The following is a 17,627-nucleotide window of genomic DNA, read 5'->3' on the forward strand; positions in this document are numbered from 1 at the left end:
GATGATAGCGAACCTCATCGCGCTGTCCGTGCGTGCACGCTGGGCAGTCCTCTTTCTCTTCCTGGGCGTAGCAGGCGTCGGCGTCTGGCAGCTGATGAAGCTGCCGATCGACGCCGTTCCGGACATCACCAACAAGCAGGTGCAGATCAACACGATCGACCGCGGGCTTTCCCCGGTCGAGATGGAAAAGCTGGTCACCTACCCGATCGAGACAGCGCTGGCCGGTATCCCCGGGCTTGAGACGACACGTTCCTTGTCCCGCAACGGGTTCAGCCAGGTCACGGCGATCTTCTCGGATTCCACAGATCTCTATTTCACCCGCCAGCAGGTCGGGGAGCGGTTGACCCAGGCGCAGGAAAACCTGCCCCAGGGCGTCCAGCCGCAGATCGGCCCGGTCACCACCGGCCTCGGCGAGGTCGTCATGTACACGGTCGGCTATGCGAATCCTGACGGCAGGGGTGCAAAGACGGTCGACGGCCAACCCGGCTGGCAATCGGACGGCAGCTATCTGACGCCGGAAGGCGAGCGCTTGACCGACGAGATCGCCAAGGCCGGCTATTTGCGGACAGTCCAGGACTGGATCATCCGCCCGCAGCTGAGAACCGTCTCCGGTGTCGCCGGTATCGACTCGATCGGGGGCTATGCCAAGACCTTCGTCGTCGAGCCCGACCCGGTGAAGTTGTCCAACTATGGTATCTCGTACAGCGAACTCGGCGAGGCGCTGGAAAATGCCAATGTCGCGGTTGGCGCCAATTTCTTCAACCGCGCCGGCGAGGCCTATCTGGTTCGCGCGGACGCTCGAATCCGCTCGGTAGAGGAGATTCGCAACGCCGTCGCCGCGACTCGCGGCGGCATGCCGGTGACCGTCGGCCAGATCGCCAATGTGAAGGTGGGCGGCGACCTGCGCACCGGTGCCGCCAGCATGAATGGCGACGAGGCGGTGGTCGGCACCGCGCTGATGCTGATCGGCGAGAATAGCCGCGTCGTCGCCAAGGCGGTGGGCGACAAGCTCGGGCAGGTCGCGAAGACTCTGCCGCCGGGCATCAAGGTGGAGGTGGTGCTCGATCGCGCCAAGCTTGTGAACGCGACCGTCTCGACGGTCGAACGCAACCTGACCGAGGGCGCGCTGCTCGTCGCGGCCGCCCTGTTCCTGCTGCTCGGCAACTGGCGGGCGGCGATCATTGCCGTGCTTGTCATTCCCTTCTCTTTCCTGATGATGGCAATGGGCATGCGGGCGTTCGGCGTGCCCGGCAACCTGATGAGCCTCGGTGCGCTTGATTTCGGCCTCATCGTCGACGGTGCGGTCATCATCATCGAGAATTGTCTGGCGCGCCTGGCACACCGGCAGGAGCACGAGGGCAGGCTGCTCATCCTGCGCGAGCGGCTCGAGGAGACGATGCGGGCATCGCAGGGGATGATCAGACCTACCGTCTTTGGACAGGCGGTCATTCTGCTCGCCTTCGCGCCGTTGCTGATGTTCACCGGGGTGGAGGGCAAGACCTTCTCGCCGATGGCGATCACCATCATGCTGGCTCTGGGCGCGGCGTTCATCCTTGCGATCACGCTGGTTCCGGCGCTCGTTGCACTGTTCATTCGCGGCAAGGTGGCCGAGAAGGAAGTCTGGCTGATCTGCAAGTCCAAGGAGCGATATCTGCCGCTCCTCGACATGGCGATCGCGCGGCCCTGGCCATTCATCGGCGGTGGACTGGCCTTTTTCCTGTTGGCCATTCCCGCCTTCGGTCTGCTCGGATCGGAGTTCATCCCCCAACTCGACGAGAAGAATGTCGCGCTCGCCTCGACGCGCGTGCCCTCGGTCAGTCTCGGCCAGTCGCTCGCGATGCAGCTCAAGGTCGAGGAGGCGGTGCGCAAGCTCCCCGAGGTCGAACTGATGTTCTCAAAGACGGGCACGGCGGAGGTCGCGACCGACCCGATGCCGCCGAACGTCTCGGACGCGTTCGTCATCCTCAAGCCCCAGGATCAGTGGCCTGCCGGTGTCACCAAGAAGGAGCAGGTGCTCGAACGCATCGAAAAGGCGGCAGGTGGCCAGCTTGGGAACCTGTTCGAAGTCAGCCAGCCGATCCAGCTGCGTTTCAACGAACTGATCGCGGGTGTGCGCGGTGACGTCGCGATCAAGCTCTATGGCGACGATCTCGACAGGATGTCGGCCTCGGCCAACGAGATCGTCCGTGTGCTCCAGGGCATTCCGGGCGCGGCGAGCGTCAAGGCAGACCAGACCGGGGGCGCCCCCACGCTCGACGTCCGGTTCGATCGCGCGGCGATCGCCCGCTACGGGCTGACCGTGAAGGAAGTGGCGGACACCGTCGCGGCGGCGATGGGCGGGCGCGAGTCCGGCCTGCTTTTCGAAGGCGACCGCCGCTACGAGATTGCCGTGCGCGTTCCCGAAACCACCCGCGTCAACCTCGACGATGTGCTGTCGCTTCCTGTGCTTCTGCCGCAGACGGAAGGCTCGACACGACGATCGATCCCGCTGGCGCAGGTCGCCCAGATCCGCTTCACCGATGGACTCAACCAGATCACCCGCGAGAACGGCAAGCGCCGCGTCGTGATCCAGATGAACCTGCGGGACCGCGATGCCGGGTCGTTCGTCGATGAGGCAATGGCCAAGGTGGGGCAGGTGACGCTGCCGGCCGGCTATTATCTGGAATGGGGCGGACAGTTCCAGAATCTGCAGGCGGCATCCCAGCGCCTGTCGATCGTGGTCCCGATCTGCTTCGCGATCATCTTCGGCCTGCTCTACATGGCGCTCGGCGGCGTTGCCCGGGCAGCAGCGGTGTTCCTCGCCGTTCCGCTTGGCCTGGCGGGCGGGGTGTTCACCCTCGTCATGACCGGGATCGCCTTTTCGGTGTCGGCGGCCGTCGGCTTCATCTGCCTTGCCGGCGTCGCGGTGCTCAACGGCCTCGTGGTCATGACGGCGATCCGCGAGCGTCTCGAGGCAGGCGTCGCATCGCCTGAGGCGATCAGGCAAGGCATGGCGGAAAAGATGCGGGCGGTGATCATGACCGGCTTCGTCCCCGCCATCGGCTTCGTGCCCATGGCGCTTGCCACGGGTACCGGCGCCGAGGTCCAGAAGCCGCTTGCCACGACCGTCATCGGCGGACTGATCGCTGCCACCATCCTCACTTTGCTGGTACTTCCGGCCATCTCCAGGGTCATCCTTGGGATGGCTGATGGCCGCAAGGCCAGGCGTGAGGAGAATCAGGGGGTGGGCGGTGAAGCCGCTCCGCACCCTGAAGCTTGAGGAGGGACCGAATGTCCAACGTCAGCCTGCTACGCATCCATACCGACGAAACCGCCCGTCTGGGGAACCGCAAGGTGCTCGAAGTCGTCGCCAGCCCCGCGCGTGTCCGGCGGCGCCACGTTCCCGAAAGCGACCGTGCGGTGGTGGTCGATATCCTCGGCGGCATTTTCGCTCAGGGGCGGCGGGGCTGATGTCCGCGCTCGCCTATACGCTGGTGCCGGTGGCGGCGGTCCTGCTCGGATCGCTCGTCGCCGTCATCCGCTGGCCCGGCGATGCGGTGATCAGCGCGATGCAGCACCTCGCCGCAGGCGTGGTGTTCGCCGCCGCCGCCACCGAGATCCTGCCCCAGGTGCTGCATCAGGCATCACCCCTGGCAACGCTGATCGGTGGCGGCCTCGGCATCGCGGTCATGCTTGGCCTCAAGCAGATCGAGGAGCGCTTTGCCGGCAAGGTCGCGCTGCTTGTCGCGGTCGGCCTGGATATCCTTGTCGACGGGCTCGTGCTCGGCCTGGCTTTCATCGCCGGGGCAAAGGCCGGGCTGCTGCTCACCATCGCGCTAACCCTTGAAGTGCTCTTCCTTGGCCTGTCGGTCACGACTGAGCTCGCGGAAGGGGCGCGGTCGAAGCTGCGGGTGATCGCGATCGTCGCGGGACTGGCGTTGATGCTGCCGATCGGTGCGCTGGTCGCCGTGCCAGTCGCTGCGCTGCCGCCGGTGGTGATCGCCGGCTTCCTGAGTTTTGGCCTTGTGGCCTTGCTGTATCTCGTGACCGAGGAACTGCTCGTCGAGGCGCATGCGAAGCCCGACACGCCGCTTGTTACCAGCATGTTCTTCATCGGTTTCCTCGGCCTGCTGCTGATCGAGGAATCGCTGGGATGATCGGGTCATTCCCCAATCAGCGAAAATCGCCGCCCGGGTTGTAGCTTTTCTTATGCCTTAATCTGGCGACATCGATTTTATTGTTATATTTCAATCAGATTTAGGGAATTTCATCCGATCCGGCCTTCAGTCGGGGTGGTCGGGTGCCCACCACCGCGCCGGGCGAGTGTCGAATCAGGCGTCCTTCGGCAACAGGGGCCGGAAGAAGGAGCGCTCATAGCGTCGGAAGCACTGGTTCTCGGTCGCGAAGGCGATTGCCTTGGCGACGTCGGGATCGACGCTCGCGTCCTTTCGATATTGTTCATAGGCGGCGAGGCTCGGAAAGCTGAACATGGCCAGCGCGACGTCGCTCGCACCTTCTGACGGCAGGAAATAGCCGTGATGGGTCCCGCCGAAACGCGGCAGCAGGTCGAGCCACATCGCGGCATATCGTTCGAAGGCCGGAATCCTGTCCGCGTCGAGCTCATATCTGATGTAGCAAGTAATCACCGTGCCGGGCTCCATGGTCGCGTTGCGGGTAACGGGGCCTTAGGCGCTTGCCGCGTTTCAATCATCCGATGATTGTTCACGGGAGGGCGGGCGGGGGTGTTCTGGGCGGTACGCCAACACGCCCGCGGACCGTCGGAGATTCTATGGACGCGGGGGCTCCGGCAGTGTCGCGAACATCGGCTCGAACACCGGCGCGACGAAGCGCGCGCCACGTGCGCTCAGATGGTTGCCATCGAAATAGAGCGGGTAGCCGGCGTCGGTGATCCTGCAGGTCAGCGGCCCACACAACCGGTCCGCCGGTTCGATGACCCGGATCAGGCCCTGTTGTTCGAGGTCTGACGTGATGGCGCGGAAGGCGGCATCGCGGCGGAGATAGTCGGCACGTCGGGGCTCGATCCGGTGCATCATGCCCAGCAACTGGGCCTTCGCCAGCCGTCGTGGCTCGGCATAGGGCGCATCGGGCACGTCCTGGACGATCTGAACCGCGATACCGAGCGCGTGAAGTTGCTTCACGCCCGCCTCGAACGCGCGCCGGTCGCCGTCCAGCGGTTCCGGATCGGCGTGCCTGCCGCCGCGGTAGACGCTCCAATGGGCGGCCAGGAGGACGACCTGCGGCCGTTCCTCGGCGAGGAACCGCATCACCGCCGCGTTGCGGGCCGCGCATTCCTGCTTATTCTTCGCCAGGAACATCCATTGGTTCGCCTGTTCTCCGTGGGCGCGGATCGGCAACAGCGGCGGACAACCAAGCGAGGTCAGGTCATATCCCGATACGTGATGGCGGTGGGCCAGCATGTCGAGCGCGGGCATATAGACTGCCGCATGCGAATCGCCCCACAGCACGAAGCTGGGGCGTGCCGTCGCGGCGCCGATGCGACAGCGCGTGGCGGTGCGGATCGTGGCGACCGGCTGGCCCGCGCATCCGTAATCGGGCTCGGGCCCGCGTTCGTTCAGGTGCTGTACGGCCGGGTCGAAGCGTTCCGGCAGGCCGTTGGCGAGGTAGATGCCGATACCATAGAGCGCGAGCGCGCCGCTTGCGGCCGCCGCGCCCAGGAACAGCGTCCGCCCGGGCAGTAGCAGTCGGGGCTTGCGGAAGGGGCGCTCGATATAGCGCCAGGAAAGCCAGGCAATCGGGAAGGCGAGCAGCACCATCCCCAGCCGCACGAAGCGATATGGCCCAAGCAGATAGTAATTGCCGAACACGAGCAGCGGCCAGTGCCAGAGATATAGCGAATAGGAAATCAGCCCGATCGCCACCAGCGGCGCTGTGCCCAGCACTCGTCCGATGCGCGACCCGGGCGCCTGCGTTCCGTAGAGGATCGCAGCGGTGCCCAGCACCGGCTCGAGAGCGTTGACGCCGGGAAAGGCCGATCGTTCGGAGAGGGTCCAGATGGCGTGTCCGATCGCGGCGAGCCCGATCAGCGCGACTGCATCGCCCTGCCAGCGGCGTCGCGGGGGGGGCAGGATGCCGGTGGCGAGCAGTGCGCCGACCATGAATTCCCAGGCCCGCGACAGCGGCGAATAAAAGGCGCCGCCGGGATCGTTCTGCAATGCCCAGACGCCATAGGCGAACGAGACCAGCCCCGCCGCGATGAGGGCAGTGCGCGTCGTCCGGGCCTTGTGCCGCACCAGCAGGAGGAGGGCGGGGAACAGGATGTAGAATTGCTCCTCCACCGCGAGCGACCAGGTATGGAGCAGCGGTGTCGCTTCACCGGTGAGGCTGAAATAACCCTCCCAGCCCCAGAACAGCAGGTTGGAGCCGAACAAGGCGATCGCCGCGAGGCTCTGGCCGAAAGTGCGGAAGTCGGCCGGCAGCAAGATCCAGGCAGCGATGCCCGATGCGGCGAGCATCGTCAGCAGCGCCGGCATGATCCGTCGCACGCGCCGCTCGTAGAAGCCGATCAGGGTGAAGCGGCCGGCGTCGCTCTCGCGCAGGATGAACTGGGTGATCAGATAGCCCGAAATGACCAGGAAGATGTCGACGCCGACGAACCCGCCCGGAAAACCACGGATGCGGGCGTGGAACAGCACCACCGCCAGCACCGCGATCGCGCGCAGCCCGTCGATCTCGCGCCGATAGACGGTGGCCGAAATCCCGCCCTGCTCGCCTGTCCCCGTCAGCTGCCCTCTCCCCTCGATTCGCCAGCACGGCATTACGAGGGGCGAGTCAAGCGTGCCGGGCTATCTCACGCCATCACGTTGCGGCCACGGGCGATGCTGGTGCTGTAGCCGACATTTCCCTTGGCCGAGCGTGTCTTGATCGTATCGACCATGACCCAGTCGTTGCTCACCCGCTCGGGCGTCAGGGTCATCGCCATATAGCCGCGCCGGCTGGTGTCGCACCATTTCAGCTCGGGATTGGCCGCGACCAGCGCCGCGGCGACGGCTTTGGGATCGGTCCCGAGCGCTGATTCATATCCGGGGGACGTGATGGCATGCCCCGCGAATTCGACGCCGGCGGGCTTGCCGTCCTGCGCCAGATCATAGGCCCAGGCATTGTGGCTGTCGCCGGAAATGACGACGAGGTTGGCGCCCAGCGCCTGCGAGGATTTCAGGAAGCGCGCGCGTGCGGCGGGATAGCCGCCCCAATTGTCGAAATTGAACGGCAGACCGCTTTTCGCCGCGGCGATGCCGGCCATGATATAGCCCCTGGAGCGCTGGCTCGCGTCCGGCGCGAGCCAGCTCGCAGCCGCGGCCGGCATCACCGTCTCGCCCATGATCGTGCCGAATCCGACCACTTGCCAACGCTGGCCCGCCTTGACGGAGGCCCGCATCGCATGCGCCAGCCAATCCTCCTGCTGCGACCCCATCATGGTTGCCGCCGGATCCTGCCAGGCACCGTCGCGGAACGCCTTCAGTGCCGTTGCCGGATCGGCCTGTTTGAACAGGGGGCCGATATCGGGCTGCTTCGTCCGCGCCAGCAGCCGGGTCTCGGTACGGAACAACGTCGCCAGCGTACCGATGTCATAGGCCTTCCACGGCTCGTCGGAGACCGGCATCCACTCGCGGAACACCTGGATCGAGGCAGCGCGCCGGACATTCCAGTCGCCCTCGTCAGCGTGGTGGTTCTCCGCCCCGCCTTCCCAGCTGTCGTTCGCCGATTCGTGATCATCCCATTGCACGATCATCGGCACCAGGCTGTGCAGCTTCTGCAGGTCGGGATCGGCGCGATAGCTTGCATAGCGCAGCCGGTAATCGGCGAGGTGGATCATCTCGGTCGCGGGCTCGATCCGCCGGCCAGGTACCGTTTCCTGCACCGACGGATAAATGCCGGCCGGATACTCGTAGATATAGTCGCCGAGATGGACGGCAAGATCGAGGTCGTCGCGCGCCGCGGCATGGGCATAGGCGTTGAAATAGCCGAAGGGCAGGTTCGAGCAGGAGAAGATCGCCGCGCGGAAGCTTTTCACCGCGCCCTCGGGCAGCGTCCTGGTTCGGCCGGTCGGCGAGAAGCTCCCGTCCGGCGCGACGAAGCGGAAGTGATAGGTCCGGCCCGGTGCGAGGCCGCCGACGGTGATCTTCGCCGTATGGTCGCGCCAGGGGCCGGTGATCTGCACGCCGCCCGCGACGATCTTCGCGAAGTCGGCCGTTTCGGATAGTTCCGCCTTCAGTTCGACCGCGTCGCCGTTCGCGGGGACGTAGCGTGTCCATAGCAGGATAGAATCGGCCGACGGCTCGCCGCTCGCGACTGAATGAGTGAAGCCCGTGCCATGGGCGACATTGGGCGTCTGGGCGAAGCCCGGAATGGCGAAGGCGCCGAGGCCAAGCGACCCCGTCAGCATGAACGAGCGGCGATCGATCCGGTGGTGCATCGGCATTTCCTTCTTCCTGCCGGTTGTCCCTGCACCTGCTCTATGGCGGCTCCGTGACAGCAGGTGCCATCGCTTCTAAGGGCGGGGTCGATGTCTCGATTGTTTTCCCTGGCCGCTGACCGGCTGACGAAGCCTGCGACGCCGGGCCGGCGAATGATCGTCATCCTTCTTGTTGCGATCATCGCCCGGGCGATCACCTTCGGCAGCCCGGTCGTTCATGTCGACGAGGAATTCTATTTCGTCGCGGCGCAGGCCTGGACTCATGGCGCGCTGCCCTATGTCGATGTGTGGGACAGGAAACCGATCGGGCTGTTCCTGATCTATCTGCCGGCGGCGGCGCTCGGCATGCCGCTCGGTATCTGGGCCTATCAGGCGATGGCGCTGGCCAGCCTGGTGGCGACCGCCCTGCTGATCGCGCGCCTCGCCGATCGCGCCGGCTGGGGCAGGGGCGCGCTGGCGGGGGCGCTCGCTTATGTCCTGTGGGTCAATTTCGTCGACGGGCAGGGCGGGCAGGCCCCGATCTTCTACAATCTGCTGATCATTGCCGCCGCGGCGCTCATCGCCCCCCGGGCGGAGGAACACGCCCCGCGCCTGCGCGGCTTCGCGGGCATGGCGCTGGTGGGCCTCGCGCTTCAGGTCAAATATTCGGTCGTGTTCGAAGGCATGTTCTTCGGCCTGTGGCTGTTGTGGCGCGACTGGCGAGCCGGCGCGCGCTGGGCGATCCTGTCTTATGGCGCCGGGCTGGTCGCGGTCGCGCTGATGCCGACGATCCTGTCCTGGCTCGCCTTCGCCTCGCTCGGCGCGAGCGATGCGTGGTTCTACGCCAACATCACCTCGATCCTCGATCGCAAGCCTGATCCGATGCTCGAGCAACTCGGCAATTTGGCGACGATCCTGCTGATCACCTCGCCGCTGATCGCCGCGACCCTGCTGGCGATCGGCTCGGACGGGGTGCGGACGCCGGAGAAGCGTGGGGTGCGGCGCTGGCTCTTCGCCTGGGCCGCCGCGGCGGCGCTGGGACTCCTGGTTTTCGGGTCCTGGTTCGAACATTATGCGCTGCCGTTGATGGTGCCGCTCGCGATCTGCGCGTCCGGCTTCTTTGGCGATCACCGCACGGGCCGGCGCGTCGCCCTGCCGGTGCTGCTGATCGCCTTTGTCGGGGGCCAGACGCTGCTCGCCATCAAGCGCCACAATCGCGGCACGGCCGCGCAATTCTACGCCGTCGCCGACGCGATCGGGCGTGGGCCCGGCTGCCTCTACGTCTATTCGGGCGAAAGCGGCTTCTATCCGGCCAGCGGCCGCTGCGTGCCGACCCGCTATGTCTTTCCCAGCCATCTCGGACGCATCCGCGAAGAGGGCGCGATCGGCGTCGATCAACAGGGAGAGATCGAGCGCATCCTCGCGCAGAAGCCAGCCATCGTCGTCCTGCGACCGGCGTATCGCGGCGAACGCGCGGACCTGCGGGCGCTGGTGATGGCGGAGATGCGACGGAACTACCGGTTGCAGGCGGTCAGGCCGCTTGGCAACCAGACGATCGAGATCTTTGCCCGGCGGTAGAGGGTGTTGGAATCGAATTCGACTCTAAGTGGCCGGTTAAATCGCGACCCGCTCAGGCGATTCCACCACAGGATCGACATGACGCGAAATGGATTTCCGGCAATTTTGCGTTAGCTGGAAATCTGAGTCCACAGATCGGCGCGCCGCACGTCGAGCCGGCAGAGGTTGCGTAGTTTGTGGCGCCGCGCATACTCCAATACCCGGGCGTCGTAATCGGCGGCCAGCGGTTTGGCGAACTTCCAGTCGGGCGGGTTGAAGGTGGAAAAGCCATTGATCGTCGGCACACGCCAGAGCTCGGCAAGGAACATCGCATCGACATTATGCGGAAGGCGCTCATTCTTCTCGGCATTGATAAAGAGCGGCTCGTTTTGACGGGCGGCGACTACATAGAAGCTCGCGCAGCGGGCAGGCGGTGGGGGGATGCCCCATAGAGCTGAGCGCTGTAGGGAACGACTGAGCCGCGCGGGAGATTCGGCGTTGAGATTCTCGACCACCAGCAGCGCTACGAACACCACGGCCAACCAGGGCTTCGATCGCGCCAGCAGGGTTGCCTTTTCCCGCCAGGCCGCGACGACGAGCAGCAGAAACGGCAGCATCAGCCAAAGCTGATAGCGCAACACGACTCGCATGCCCTTCGCCCCAGGCACCAGCTCGAACACGAGCCCCCACGGCGACGCTACCCAAAATTGCAACGTGAGCAGCCACGCGACCATCATCGCCAGCGCGAACGCCCGCAATTCTGTAGAAGCCGACCGATCCTGACCGACGCGGCGCTGAACGATGATCCGCCACGCCGCAGTCACTACAAGGAGGAACAGGATCAGCGGCAATCCCGATTCATGTTCCCCGCCGAGCACCCGCCCCGGCAGCGCCGGATCCGCCGGCAGGACAGCATGGACCAATGCGAGCAATAGCCGGAAGATCCAGCCCCAGACATAGTTGTCGGCCCCCACATTGATCATGTCGACCAGCGGCGTGACGAGGTAGCCGAGCATGTGGCGGTACGACTGCCCGCCGGTCTCACCCACCTTGGGCAGATAGACGCTGAGGAAGGGAATGATCAGGACGATGAAAGCGCTGGCGGTGCAGGCAAGCGTCCCGGCGTGGCGATGTACGAGGCGAAGGAGTGCGGCGGGTCGCCAGTTACCGCTAAGGGCGCACCAACAGACGGCGAACAGGCCGGCCGAAAAGATCGTGAACCAGGCCATGTAATAGGCGGTCAGCAGCCACGCCGCCATCAGCGCGGCGAGCGCCACGGCCAGTAATCGAGCGCGGCGATAGCGCCCTTTTTGCTCAGCCCGAGCGATTGCTATCGCCAGCATCATCGCGACCGGCAGCAGCGCGACGCTTTGCAACTGCGCGTGCATCGCCTGGAGCGAGATATTGCTCGCGATTGTCCACAGCAGTGCCACCAGCGACGCCGCGGTTCGGCCCCAGCCAAGCGTTCGGGCGACCAGCAGGTAGGCCGACACAAAACCGATCGTCTTGAAGGTCAAGATGTTCAGCGTGTCGGCATGGAACGGATCGGCGAACAGTCGCCAGAAGGAATAGACCAGCCCGTATAGGAAATAGCCGTCATTATAGCCGAGCGTACCGGCATAGGGATAGAAATAGCCCGTCGCATTCCAGGGTGCGACACCGCTCAGCACGTTGCGCCAATGTTCGAGAATGCTGATCTCGATCATCCCGTCGGCGCGATCTCCGAAGCCGAGATCGAACCCGCTGAGAATCGGCGTACGGAAGAACAGTGCCATCGCCGCTATGAAGACGAGCGCAAGCGCGGCACGACTGCGGGCGGTTCTGGGCATGGGCGGAGACACGACGTCGGCGGGGTGCGCTTGCTCCATCGCCGCCGCCTAATCACCTCGTGGAGGCATGTCCAGATGGCCGAGCCAATCCTAAAGGGGCATGGTGCTTGGCTCGTCTGCCTGCCGCTCTATCGCTCTGATCTCAATCCGGACGAAATGGCATTCCCAAAGCTCAAGGCTCATCTCCCGCGCATTAAAACCCGAGGCATCGGTGCTATGGCGCGCGCGGTCTGAAAATATCCGCGCCTCTACATTCGCGAGAAATGCTGGCACTGTGTCAAACGGGTCGACTATGTGTCCGCATAGGCGTTCAGTTCACTGGAACTGCTTTCTCAGTGTCAGCCGTACTGTGCGCCCGAGTGGATCAACCTCGTCGCGCGAGTATCCCGCCGGCACACTCCCGTCGGGAAGCGTGATGCGGCGATAGCTTTTAGACAGGTTCTGGATGTCGAAAGACACCTTCATCCTTCGGGTCCACCCATTACCCTGCGGAGCCCTAAGCAATCGATCGACGTTAGCGAACAAGGAGAGATTGAACATCAGCGGTGGCGTCAGCCGAAAGGCCCCATCACTTCCGGTTACGCGCGCGGGGCTGCTCCAACTGGTATTTAGACTTCCGCCAAACGCGCGCTTGCCCACGCTGATCCGGAGAGCCAATTCATGGCGCGATGTTCCGGAATCGACGAGGCGGTCAATCACGGGAAGCCCACGCCGGATCAAGCTCTCACTTTGCAAACGCAGTTGATAACTTAGCGCCAGATTGATTTGAGCTCGATCGGCTGCGAGGTTCAGGGCCATACCCCCTAGGGAGGGTCGCCGGATTCCGCCCAAACGCCAGGTCAGGCTGGAACTAAGATTTGCGTCCTTCTGCCGTTCGATGCTGATTGGGCGAGCATCGACGGCGAGCAGACGGCCCACGCTATCGCGCGTAACGCGCTCGGGAAAGGCCTTTTCGATCAAAGGGGTCAGTTCCGGGAACGCTGCCGGGCTGTCCGTCGCGACAAATTGCCGATAGGTGAAGTTTAGCGCCAACTCTTGTCGGCTAAGCGGCTGCACCATCATCGCGAGTGAAACGCTAGTCTGGTTGCCGCGCCCGAGTAGAGGGTTGCCGCCGGTTGTCCATGTCGTTTCCGTGACCTCCTCTCGGGCATAATCGAAAATGCGATTGACAGTGGCGACTATCGGTCCGTTGAGCTGATCAAACGATGGTGTGTTCTGCGCTCGATCCATCGATCCGCGAAACTGGAGCGGTGCAAATGGCGCCCAGGTCACGCCACTGCCATAGCTGGTTTCAGCGCTGCCGCCTGCACCGCTTTGACGGCCAGCCGAGAGATCAATCGTGAGATCGCGGAACGCGGCGAACGCGGAACCCCGGCTGGAGATTGGGAGACTGACGGAGAGCTGGCCAGTCGACTGCGCGTATTTGGAGCGATTCGATGTCAGCGCAGCATTATCTCGTTGCATGGCGAGACTATGCCCCTGAACTGCCGTTGCAGAAAAGCTCCAAGAAAGCGGTCCTGCGGGCAAGTTCAGTATGGGCTTTTGCAGGTTCAAGCGAATATTCAGGCCATTTGTGCGAGAATAGCCGCGCCTGAAGTTTAGGAAAGAATCATTGAAAGGAGCATAGGGATCAAATTTCGGATCTTCCGAATCAACCGATTGCTGCAACCGTGCTACATCGGCCTCGCTTTCGAGCAGATCGTGACTGTTGCTGTGTGAGAAGCCCGCTGCAAGGCTGGTCTGTACGCGCCGAACCATCCCCGACAGTGTCAGTGACGCTCCAAGGGTTTGCACGCTGTTGTTGCTACGCAGCGCGCGCGCGCTAACGAGCGGCAGGACCGCCCCGTTCGGCGACCAACTGCTGCCGGTCGGCGAGGCCAGCAATACTTTCGGAATACCACGTAACCCGTCGCTGTCGTTCCGGCCTGCGTCGAGATTGACCGACGCCGTGAGATTGCCGAGTGGGCGCGCTACGTTGATGCCGAAGGTTACATTGCGAGCTGACGGCTGCAGCGTTTCGAAATCGTCCGGGTCGATCTGATTAGCTGTCGCTGCAAATTGCTCAAGCGTTGAAACAATCTTCGTTCCCTCAAGTTCGGCAGGAGAGTCGCTTCTGTAGGAAGCATCGGCACTCCGCGGGATTCTGCGCGCAGACTTGAGTAGTACGCTTTGGTGACTGAATTGGACGCGCGCGCTCCAACGCGTGTCCCCGCTTATTGCATTCCGTGTCGCACCGAGGCTGCCGCCATATTGCCCGCCCGCAGTCGCTGCATTGAAACTTACTTCCGCCTCGTGGCTCGAAAATTTCGGCTTCAGCACCAGGTTGACAACGCGCGCGCCCGCCCTTGCCCCATAACGGGGGCCGGCCTCCGGCATCAGTACCGCAACTCTGGTTAGAGCTTCGACGGGGTAGGAGAGGATCGAGGTGTCAAATCCTGCCGGCTTGCCGTTGATCAGGAAGACCGGTTCGGCGCCAGTAGGGTCGATGAACGGTTGGAGGTTCGATATTAGCTCTCGGATGCTATCCGAGCCATCCGCAGCGATGTCGTCTTCGTTGAACTCGGTCTCGGCGGGCAGCGCCGCGTCGCCCCGGCGGGCGGTAACGACAATCTCATCCGACTGCTTTCTGTCGACAGATGTAGTGCTTCCTTGTGAGGCGGCGCTAGCCTGCTCCTTCACTCCGTCGCTTACTGTCTGCGTTAATGTAAGTGTTGTGATAACATACAGCAAATTTCATCTCAAAAACGGAGATTCTATTCGAAAATAATACGAGCTCTTCCGCGGGCGCATTGCGCAAAGAGTTATGTATATCTGTAATGTGGTGCCGTCATCTTGAGATGGCGGCACCACGTTTGTATTGTACAGTTGTTAGTGGCGAATAGCCCATACAACTGAGTTGTTGGAATCATAAATTACAACATTTCCGTCATTTTGCACTATTAGTCTGGAGTTGGGATGCCCCTGGGTGTTCGTACTCCAGACACTGAATTCCTGTGTGGGGTTGTTCTGCAGGGCATAGTAAATTGACAGATTTCCATCTGTCTCGAACCTTGCTCTAACTGCTACGTTCGGCGTGGGGATGCAATTTTGAACGTTAACGGCCCAAATTACCTGACTCCCATTCTTATAAAGAACTAAATTTCCGTCAACCTGGAAGATTAGTTTGTATACACCAGTCGTCGAGTAGATAGCAGAATTCGCGTACAAGCTCACATTCTGTGCTGCGGTTACGGTGTCTGAATAGGTAGCTGTCGGCATGCTTATATATGGACCGACGGTGCATGCGGCATAGGACGGAGTGGACAGCAGTGCGCTGAACGCAGTTGCCGTAGCAATGACTGATGCCCTTGTTATTCTCATAAATCATATCTCCGAACTTGTGGGTTGTCGAACTGCTGTTAGAAAATGCAGGTTATTCATGCATTTTTGAGTCGTCAATGCAGTCGTCTTGTGAGTGTGAAAGTAAAGGTGGGTAGTCATTGTTCTGGTAGTCTTGGAGGCTAATAGATCTAGAAGTTTTGTTGGATAAATCTTAGTTAGATGGCGCAAGTTTCTGTTCTCATTTGGCTCGTGACGACTACTTCTTTGGAGCGCCAATAGCCGGATCAGGATAACCAGACTGGCACGGGCCGGTCGCTTTCGACCGGCGGGTCATCGGCGGGCGCCAGACGGACGTGTCGCTCGCCTCGCTCACTGATGAACTCGCCCCCCAAGCTCAAGCCGCCCGCTTCGCCAAAAGATGCCGCAGGAACGCCACCCCTGAACCATAAGTCTTTGATACAAGACAATCCTATTCGTCTTGCCGACAGAGGAACTGTGTCCATTTTGGCGATATTTGACGCATCCATTTGGGACGCACCTGAAAGACACTGCTGATCTGATACCACGAGCCGGAGGCTGTTATGAAGCTGGTGCGAGCCTAGTGGTCTGTTTCATCATGAAGCGGTCTCGCAAAATCGGTCGCCCTCACGTTTGGCGCCGCCACCGAAGCGGCGAGGATATCGCAAGCTATTGTGGGCGCTGTCTGAAGTACGCTGATCGCTTTCAACCCGCACCGCGCTAACCGAACCGCGGTGGAAATGCGGGTGCCGGGCCGGGGTGCGTCAGGCGACGGCGCTGCTCATCCGTCCGTCGCGCCGCGCCGCGACTAGTCCGGTATAATAGTCCATCAACTCTATGGTATGCTCGCGGTCGCTGCGGACCTTCCCGGCGGCAACCCTGGCGGCGCGGCGCAGGATAGCCGGGTCGCGTGCGAACAAGCGGTGGATGGCAAGCGCCGCGGACTGGGCGTCACGTGCGGTGTAGAGTTCGGAGCAATGCGGATCGGCGATCTCCGCGCACCCGCCGGTGTCGGGCGCGATCAGCGGTAGCCCCGCGGCCATCGCCTCCGACGCAACCAGCCCGAATGGCTCGGCTTCTGACCCGTGGATCAGTGCGTCGCAACTCGCCACGATCCGCGCCAGCCGCTCGCGGTCATAGACTGGGCGGAACATACGGATATGCGGGCTCCCAGCGATGCGTTTTTCGATCGTGCGACTCTCGATACCGGTGCCGAGCAGCACCAGGCCCACTGGCAGTGACGATCCGGCGCGCTCGACCGCGTCGATCACCAGTCGCCAGCGCTTCTCCGGGTGGTGACGACCGAGACCGAGCAGCAAATGGCCGTTGGGTGGCAGGTCGCACTGGGCGAGCAGGGCGTTGCGCAGCGTCTCGTCGCGCAGGTCGGGGGAGAAATGACCGCGCTCGATACCCAACGGCATTGCCGCGTCGATTCGCACGCCGCGCGCCTTCAGCCGCTTCTCCAGCGCTGGACCGTTGGTCACGACCGCATCGTAATTGTCGAGGAAGCGGCTCATATAGCGGCTGTACCAGGCAAAGGCGCGCTCGATCCGGTCTTGCGCTGCCAGGCCCTCGAACCAGCGCAGCGCATAGGCCGCGACATTGTCGTTGTGCATGAAGAACACCTTGGCGGCGTCCTCCTGTCGTCTCTTTTGCTGCCACTGCCCGACGATCCAGGCCGGTCGCCAAGGCGAAGAGGCTTCGACCAGGTCGGGCTTGAGCTCGTCGAGCAGGCTGGTGACGGGGGCCGCATCCCAGAACAGGCCGTAATTCTTGTCGAAGGGCAGGCGGGATGCCTTGACGTAGATGATCTTGCCGCCGCCCGGGCGTTCCTCGACCAGATTCTCGCGGCCGGCGGCGATCACGATCAGTTCATGCCCCAGTTCGGACATGATTCCCATTTTCCGGTCGATATAGGTACGGACGCCGCCGCCGGTGGGTGAATAGAATTCGTTGACGTCGACGATTCGCATGTCGCCCTCAGCTCTTCGGCTTGATCGGGCCGAAGCCGCCGAGGCCGCGCAGATATTGCGCCTGGATGTCGGTGGTCGTCACGCCCGAGCCGACATTGATCATCGCCATGTTCAGCTTGGGGCGCGTTCGGCCGAGTTTCACGTTACTCGGGAATCCGGCGCCGTCGCTCCAGAAATCGAACTTGTTCCGGCCGTCGCGATTATGCGTGAACAGCAGCGCGTAATGGCCCGGCGTCGGCGCCTTGATGCACATCGTGATCGCGCCCGATTGCGGGGTAGGTACGCGGACCCGCCGGAAGAACTTGCCTTCCTTGATGAGATCGCGGTCGTCTTTCAGGAAATCCGCCTCGGTCGCCGGATAGAGTTCAAGCTTCAACTCGCCGGTGCGATCCTTCAGGCCAGAGATATTGACCCGGATCGCAGGGCCGGTGCCGCTGGTGCACGCCGTGCTGTCCGGGCCGAGCACGCCGGCCTGCGCCTGGCCAGCCAGCGGAAGGATCATCGCACCACCCAGCA

12 protein-coding genes are annotated in these 17,627 nt (G+C 63.0%); 5 read left to right on the forward strand and 7 right to left on the reverse strand.

Annotation, left to right across the window (positions count from 1 at the left end):
* The first annotated feature begins 1 nt into the window (after position 1).
* From P0Y59_20450 to P0Y59_20460, 3 genes are read left to right on the forward strand one after another with little or no spacing between them, the layout of a single operon-like run.
* Positions 2 to 3,259 (forward strand): CusA/CzcA family heavy metal efflux RND transporter, encoded by a 3,258-nt coding sequence (locus P0Y59_20450; protein WEJ99277.1) that lies wholly within the window; start codon positions 2 to 4, stop codon positions 3,257 to 3,259.
* A gap of 11 nt (positions 3,260 to 3,270) precedes the next feature.
* Positions 3,271 to 3,450: a hypothetical protein gene (locus P0Y59_20455; protein ID WEJ99278.1), complete on the forward strand. Its 180-nt coding sequence runs from the start codon at positions 3,271 to 3,273 to the stop codon at positions 3,448 to 3,450.
* Positions 3,450 to 4,136, forward strand: a complete 687-nt coding sequence (locus P0Y59_20460) for a transporter (protein ID WEJ99279.1) — start codon at positions 3,450 to 3,452, stop codon at positions 4,134 to 4,136. Before P0Y59_20455 ends, P0Y59_20460 begins: the two co-directional genes overlap by 1 nt.
* 174 nt (positions 4,137 to 4,310) lie before the next feature.
* On the opposite strand, the gene P0Y59_20465 is transcribed toward P0Y59_20460, so the two are convergent.
* The 3 genes from P0Y59_20465 to P0Y59_20475 form a co-directional block, all read right to left on the reverse strand.
* Positions 4,311 to 4,625: an NIPSNAP family protein gene (locus tag P0Y59_20465; GenBank protein ID WEJ99280.1), complete on the reverse strand. Its 315-nt coding sequence runs from the start codon at positions 4,623 to 4,625 to the stop codon at positions 4,311 to 4,313.
* Between the two features lie 141 nt (positions 4,626 to 4,766).
* A complete protein-coding gene (locus P0Y59_20470; protein ID WEJ99281.1) occupies positions 4,767 to 6,776 on the reverse strand; it encodes an acyltransferase family protein in 2,010 nt (669 codons plus the stop codon).
* Between the two features lie 32 nt (positions 6,777 to 6,808).
* Entirely contained in the window at positions 6,809 to 8,434 is a 1,626-nt protein-coding gene (locus P0Y59_20475) for an alkaline phosphatase D family protein (GenBank protein ID WEK02633.1), read from the reverse strand.
* A 90-nt stretch (positions 8,435 to 8,524) separates the two neighbouring features.
* Here P0Y59_20475 and P0Y59_20480 point away from each other — a divergent pair, with 90 nt between their 5' ends.
* Positions 8,525 to 9,991 carry a hypothetical protein gene (locus P0Y59_20480; GenBank protein ID WEJ99282.1) on the forward strand — a complete coding sequence of 489 codons (1,467 nt, stop codon included), beginning with the start codon at positions 8,525 to 8,527 and terminating at the stop codon, positions 9,989 to 9,991.
* 110 nt (positions 9,992 to 10,101) lie between these two features.
* Here the strand turns inward: P0Y59_20480 and P0Y59_20485 are convergent, their stop codons facing one another.
* Positions 10,102 to 11,799 (reverse strand): hypothetical protein, encoded by a 1,698-nt coding sequence (locus P0Y59_20485; protein ID WEJ99283.1) that lies wholly within the window; start codon positions 11,797 to 11,799, stop codon positions 10,102 to 10,104.
* 75 nt (positions 11,800 to 11,874) lie between these two features.
* On the opposite strand from P0Y59_20485, the gene P0Y59_20490 reads away from it, so the two are divergent.
* Complete coding sequence (locus P0Y59_20490) at positions 11,875 to 12,033, forward strand: hypothetical protein (GenBank protein WEJ99284.1); 159 nt, start codon at positions 11,875 to 11,877, stop codon at positions 12,031 to 12,033.
* Positions 12,034 to 12,114: 81 nt separating this feature from the next.
* On the opposite strand, the gene P0Y59_20495 is transcribed toward P0Y59_20490, so the two are convergent.
* The 3 genes from P0Y59_20495 to P0Y59_20505 all read right to left on the reverse strand — a co-directional run bounded on the left by P0Y59_20495 (position 12,115) and on the right by P0Y59_20505 (position 17,613).
* Positions 12,115 to 14,529: a hypothetical protein gene (locus P0Y59_20495; protein ID WEJ99285.1), complete on the reverse strand. Its 2,415-nt coding sequence runs from the start codon at positions 14,527 to 14,529 to the stop codon at positions 12,115 to 12,117.
* 1,373 nt (positions 14,530 to 15,902) lie between these two features.
* Entirely contained in the window at positions 15,903 to 17,111 is a 1,209-nt protein-coding gene (locus P0Y59_20500) for a glycosyltransferase (protein ID WEJ99286.1), read from the reverse strand.
* Positions 17,112 to 17,118: 7 nt separating this feature from the next.
* Positions 17,119 to 17,613 (reverse strand): DUF2141 domain-containing protein, encoded by a 495-nt coding sequence (locus P0Y59_20505; protein WEK02634.1) that lies wholly within the window; start codon positions 17,611 to 17,613, stop codon positions 17,119 to 17,121.
* Positions 17,614 to 17,627 lie beyond the last annotated feature (14 nt).

This window comes from Candidatus Sphingomonas phytovorans, from assembly GCA_029202385.1.
Taxonomy (GTDB): domain Bacteria; phylum Pseudomonadota; class Alphaproteobacteria; order Sphingomonadales; family Sphingomonadaceae; genus Sphingomonas; species Sphingomonas phytovorans.

Excerpts from the sequence above, each read along its gene's own strand:
- P0Y59_20485 (WEJ99283.1), bottom strand. The coding sequence starts at position 11,799 with ATGCCCAGAACCGCCCGCAGTCGTGCCGCGCTTGCGCTCGTCTTCATA.
- P0Y59_20500 (WEJ99286.1), bottom strand. The coding sequence starts at position 17,111 with ATGCGAATCGTCGACGTCAACGAATTCTATTCACCCACCGGCGGCGGC.
- P0Y59_20450 (WEJ99277.1), top strand. The coding sequence starts at position 2 with ATGATAGCGAACCTCATCGCGCTGTCCGTGCGTGCACGCTGGGCAGTC.
- P0Y59_20490 (WEJ99284.1), top strand. The coding sequence starts at position 11,875 with ATGGCCGAGCCAATCCTAAAGGGGCATGGTGCTTGGCTCGTCTGCCTG.
- P0Y59_20480 (WEJ99282.1), top strand. The coding sequence starts at position 8,525 with ATGTCTCGATTGTTTTCCCTGGCCGCTGACCGGCTGACGAAGCCTGCG.
- P0Y59_20475 (WEK02633.1), bottom strand. The coding sequence starts at position 8,434 with ATGCACCACCGGATCGATCGCCGCTCGTTCATGCTGACGGGGTCGCTT.
- P0Y59_20460 (WEJ99279.1), top strand. The coding sequence starts at position 3,450 with ATGTCCGCGCTCGCCTATACGCTGGTGCCGGTGGCGGCGGTCCTGCTC.
- P0Y59_20505 (WEK02634.1), bottom strand. The coding sequence starts at position 17,613 with ATGATCCTTCCGCTGGCTGGCCAGGCGCAGGCCGGCGTGCTCGGCCCG.
- P0Y59_20455 (WEJ99278.1), top strand. The coding sequence starts at position 3,271 with ATGTCCAACGTCAGCCTGCTACGCATCCATACCGACGAAACCGCCCGT.
- P0Y59_20470 (WEJ99281.1), bottom strand. The coding sequence starts at position 6,776 with ATGCCGTGCTGGCGAATCGAGGGGAGAGGGCAGCTGACGGGGACAGGC.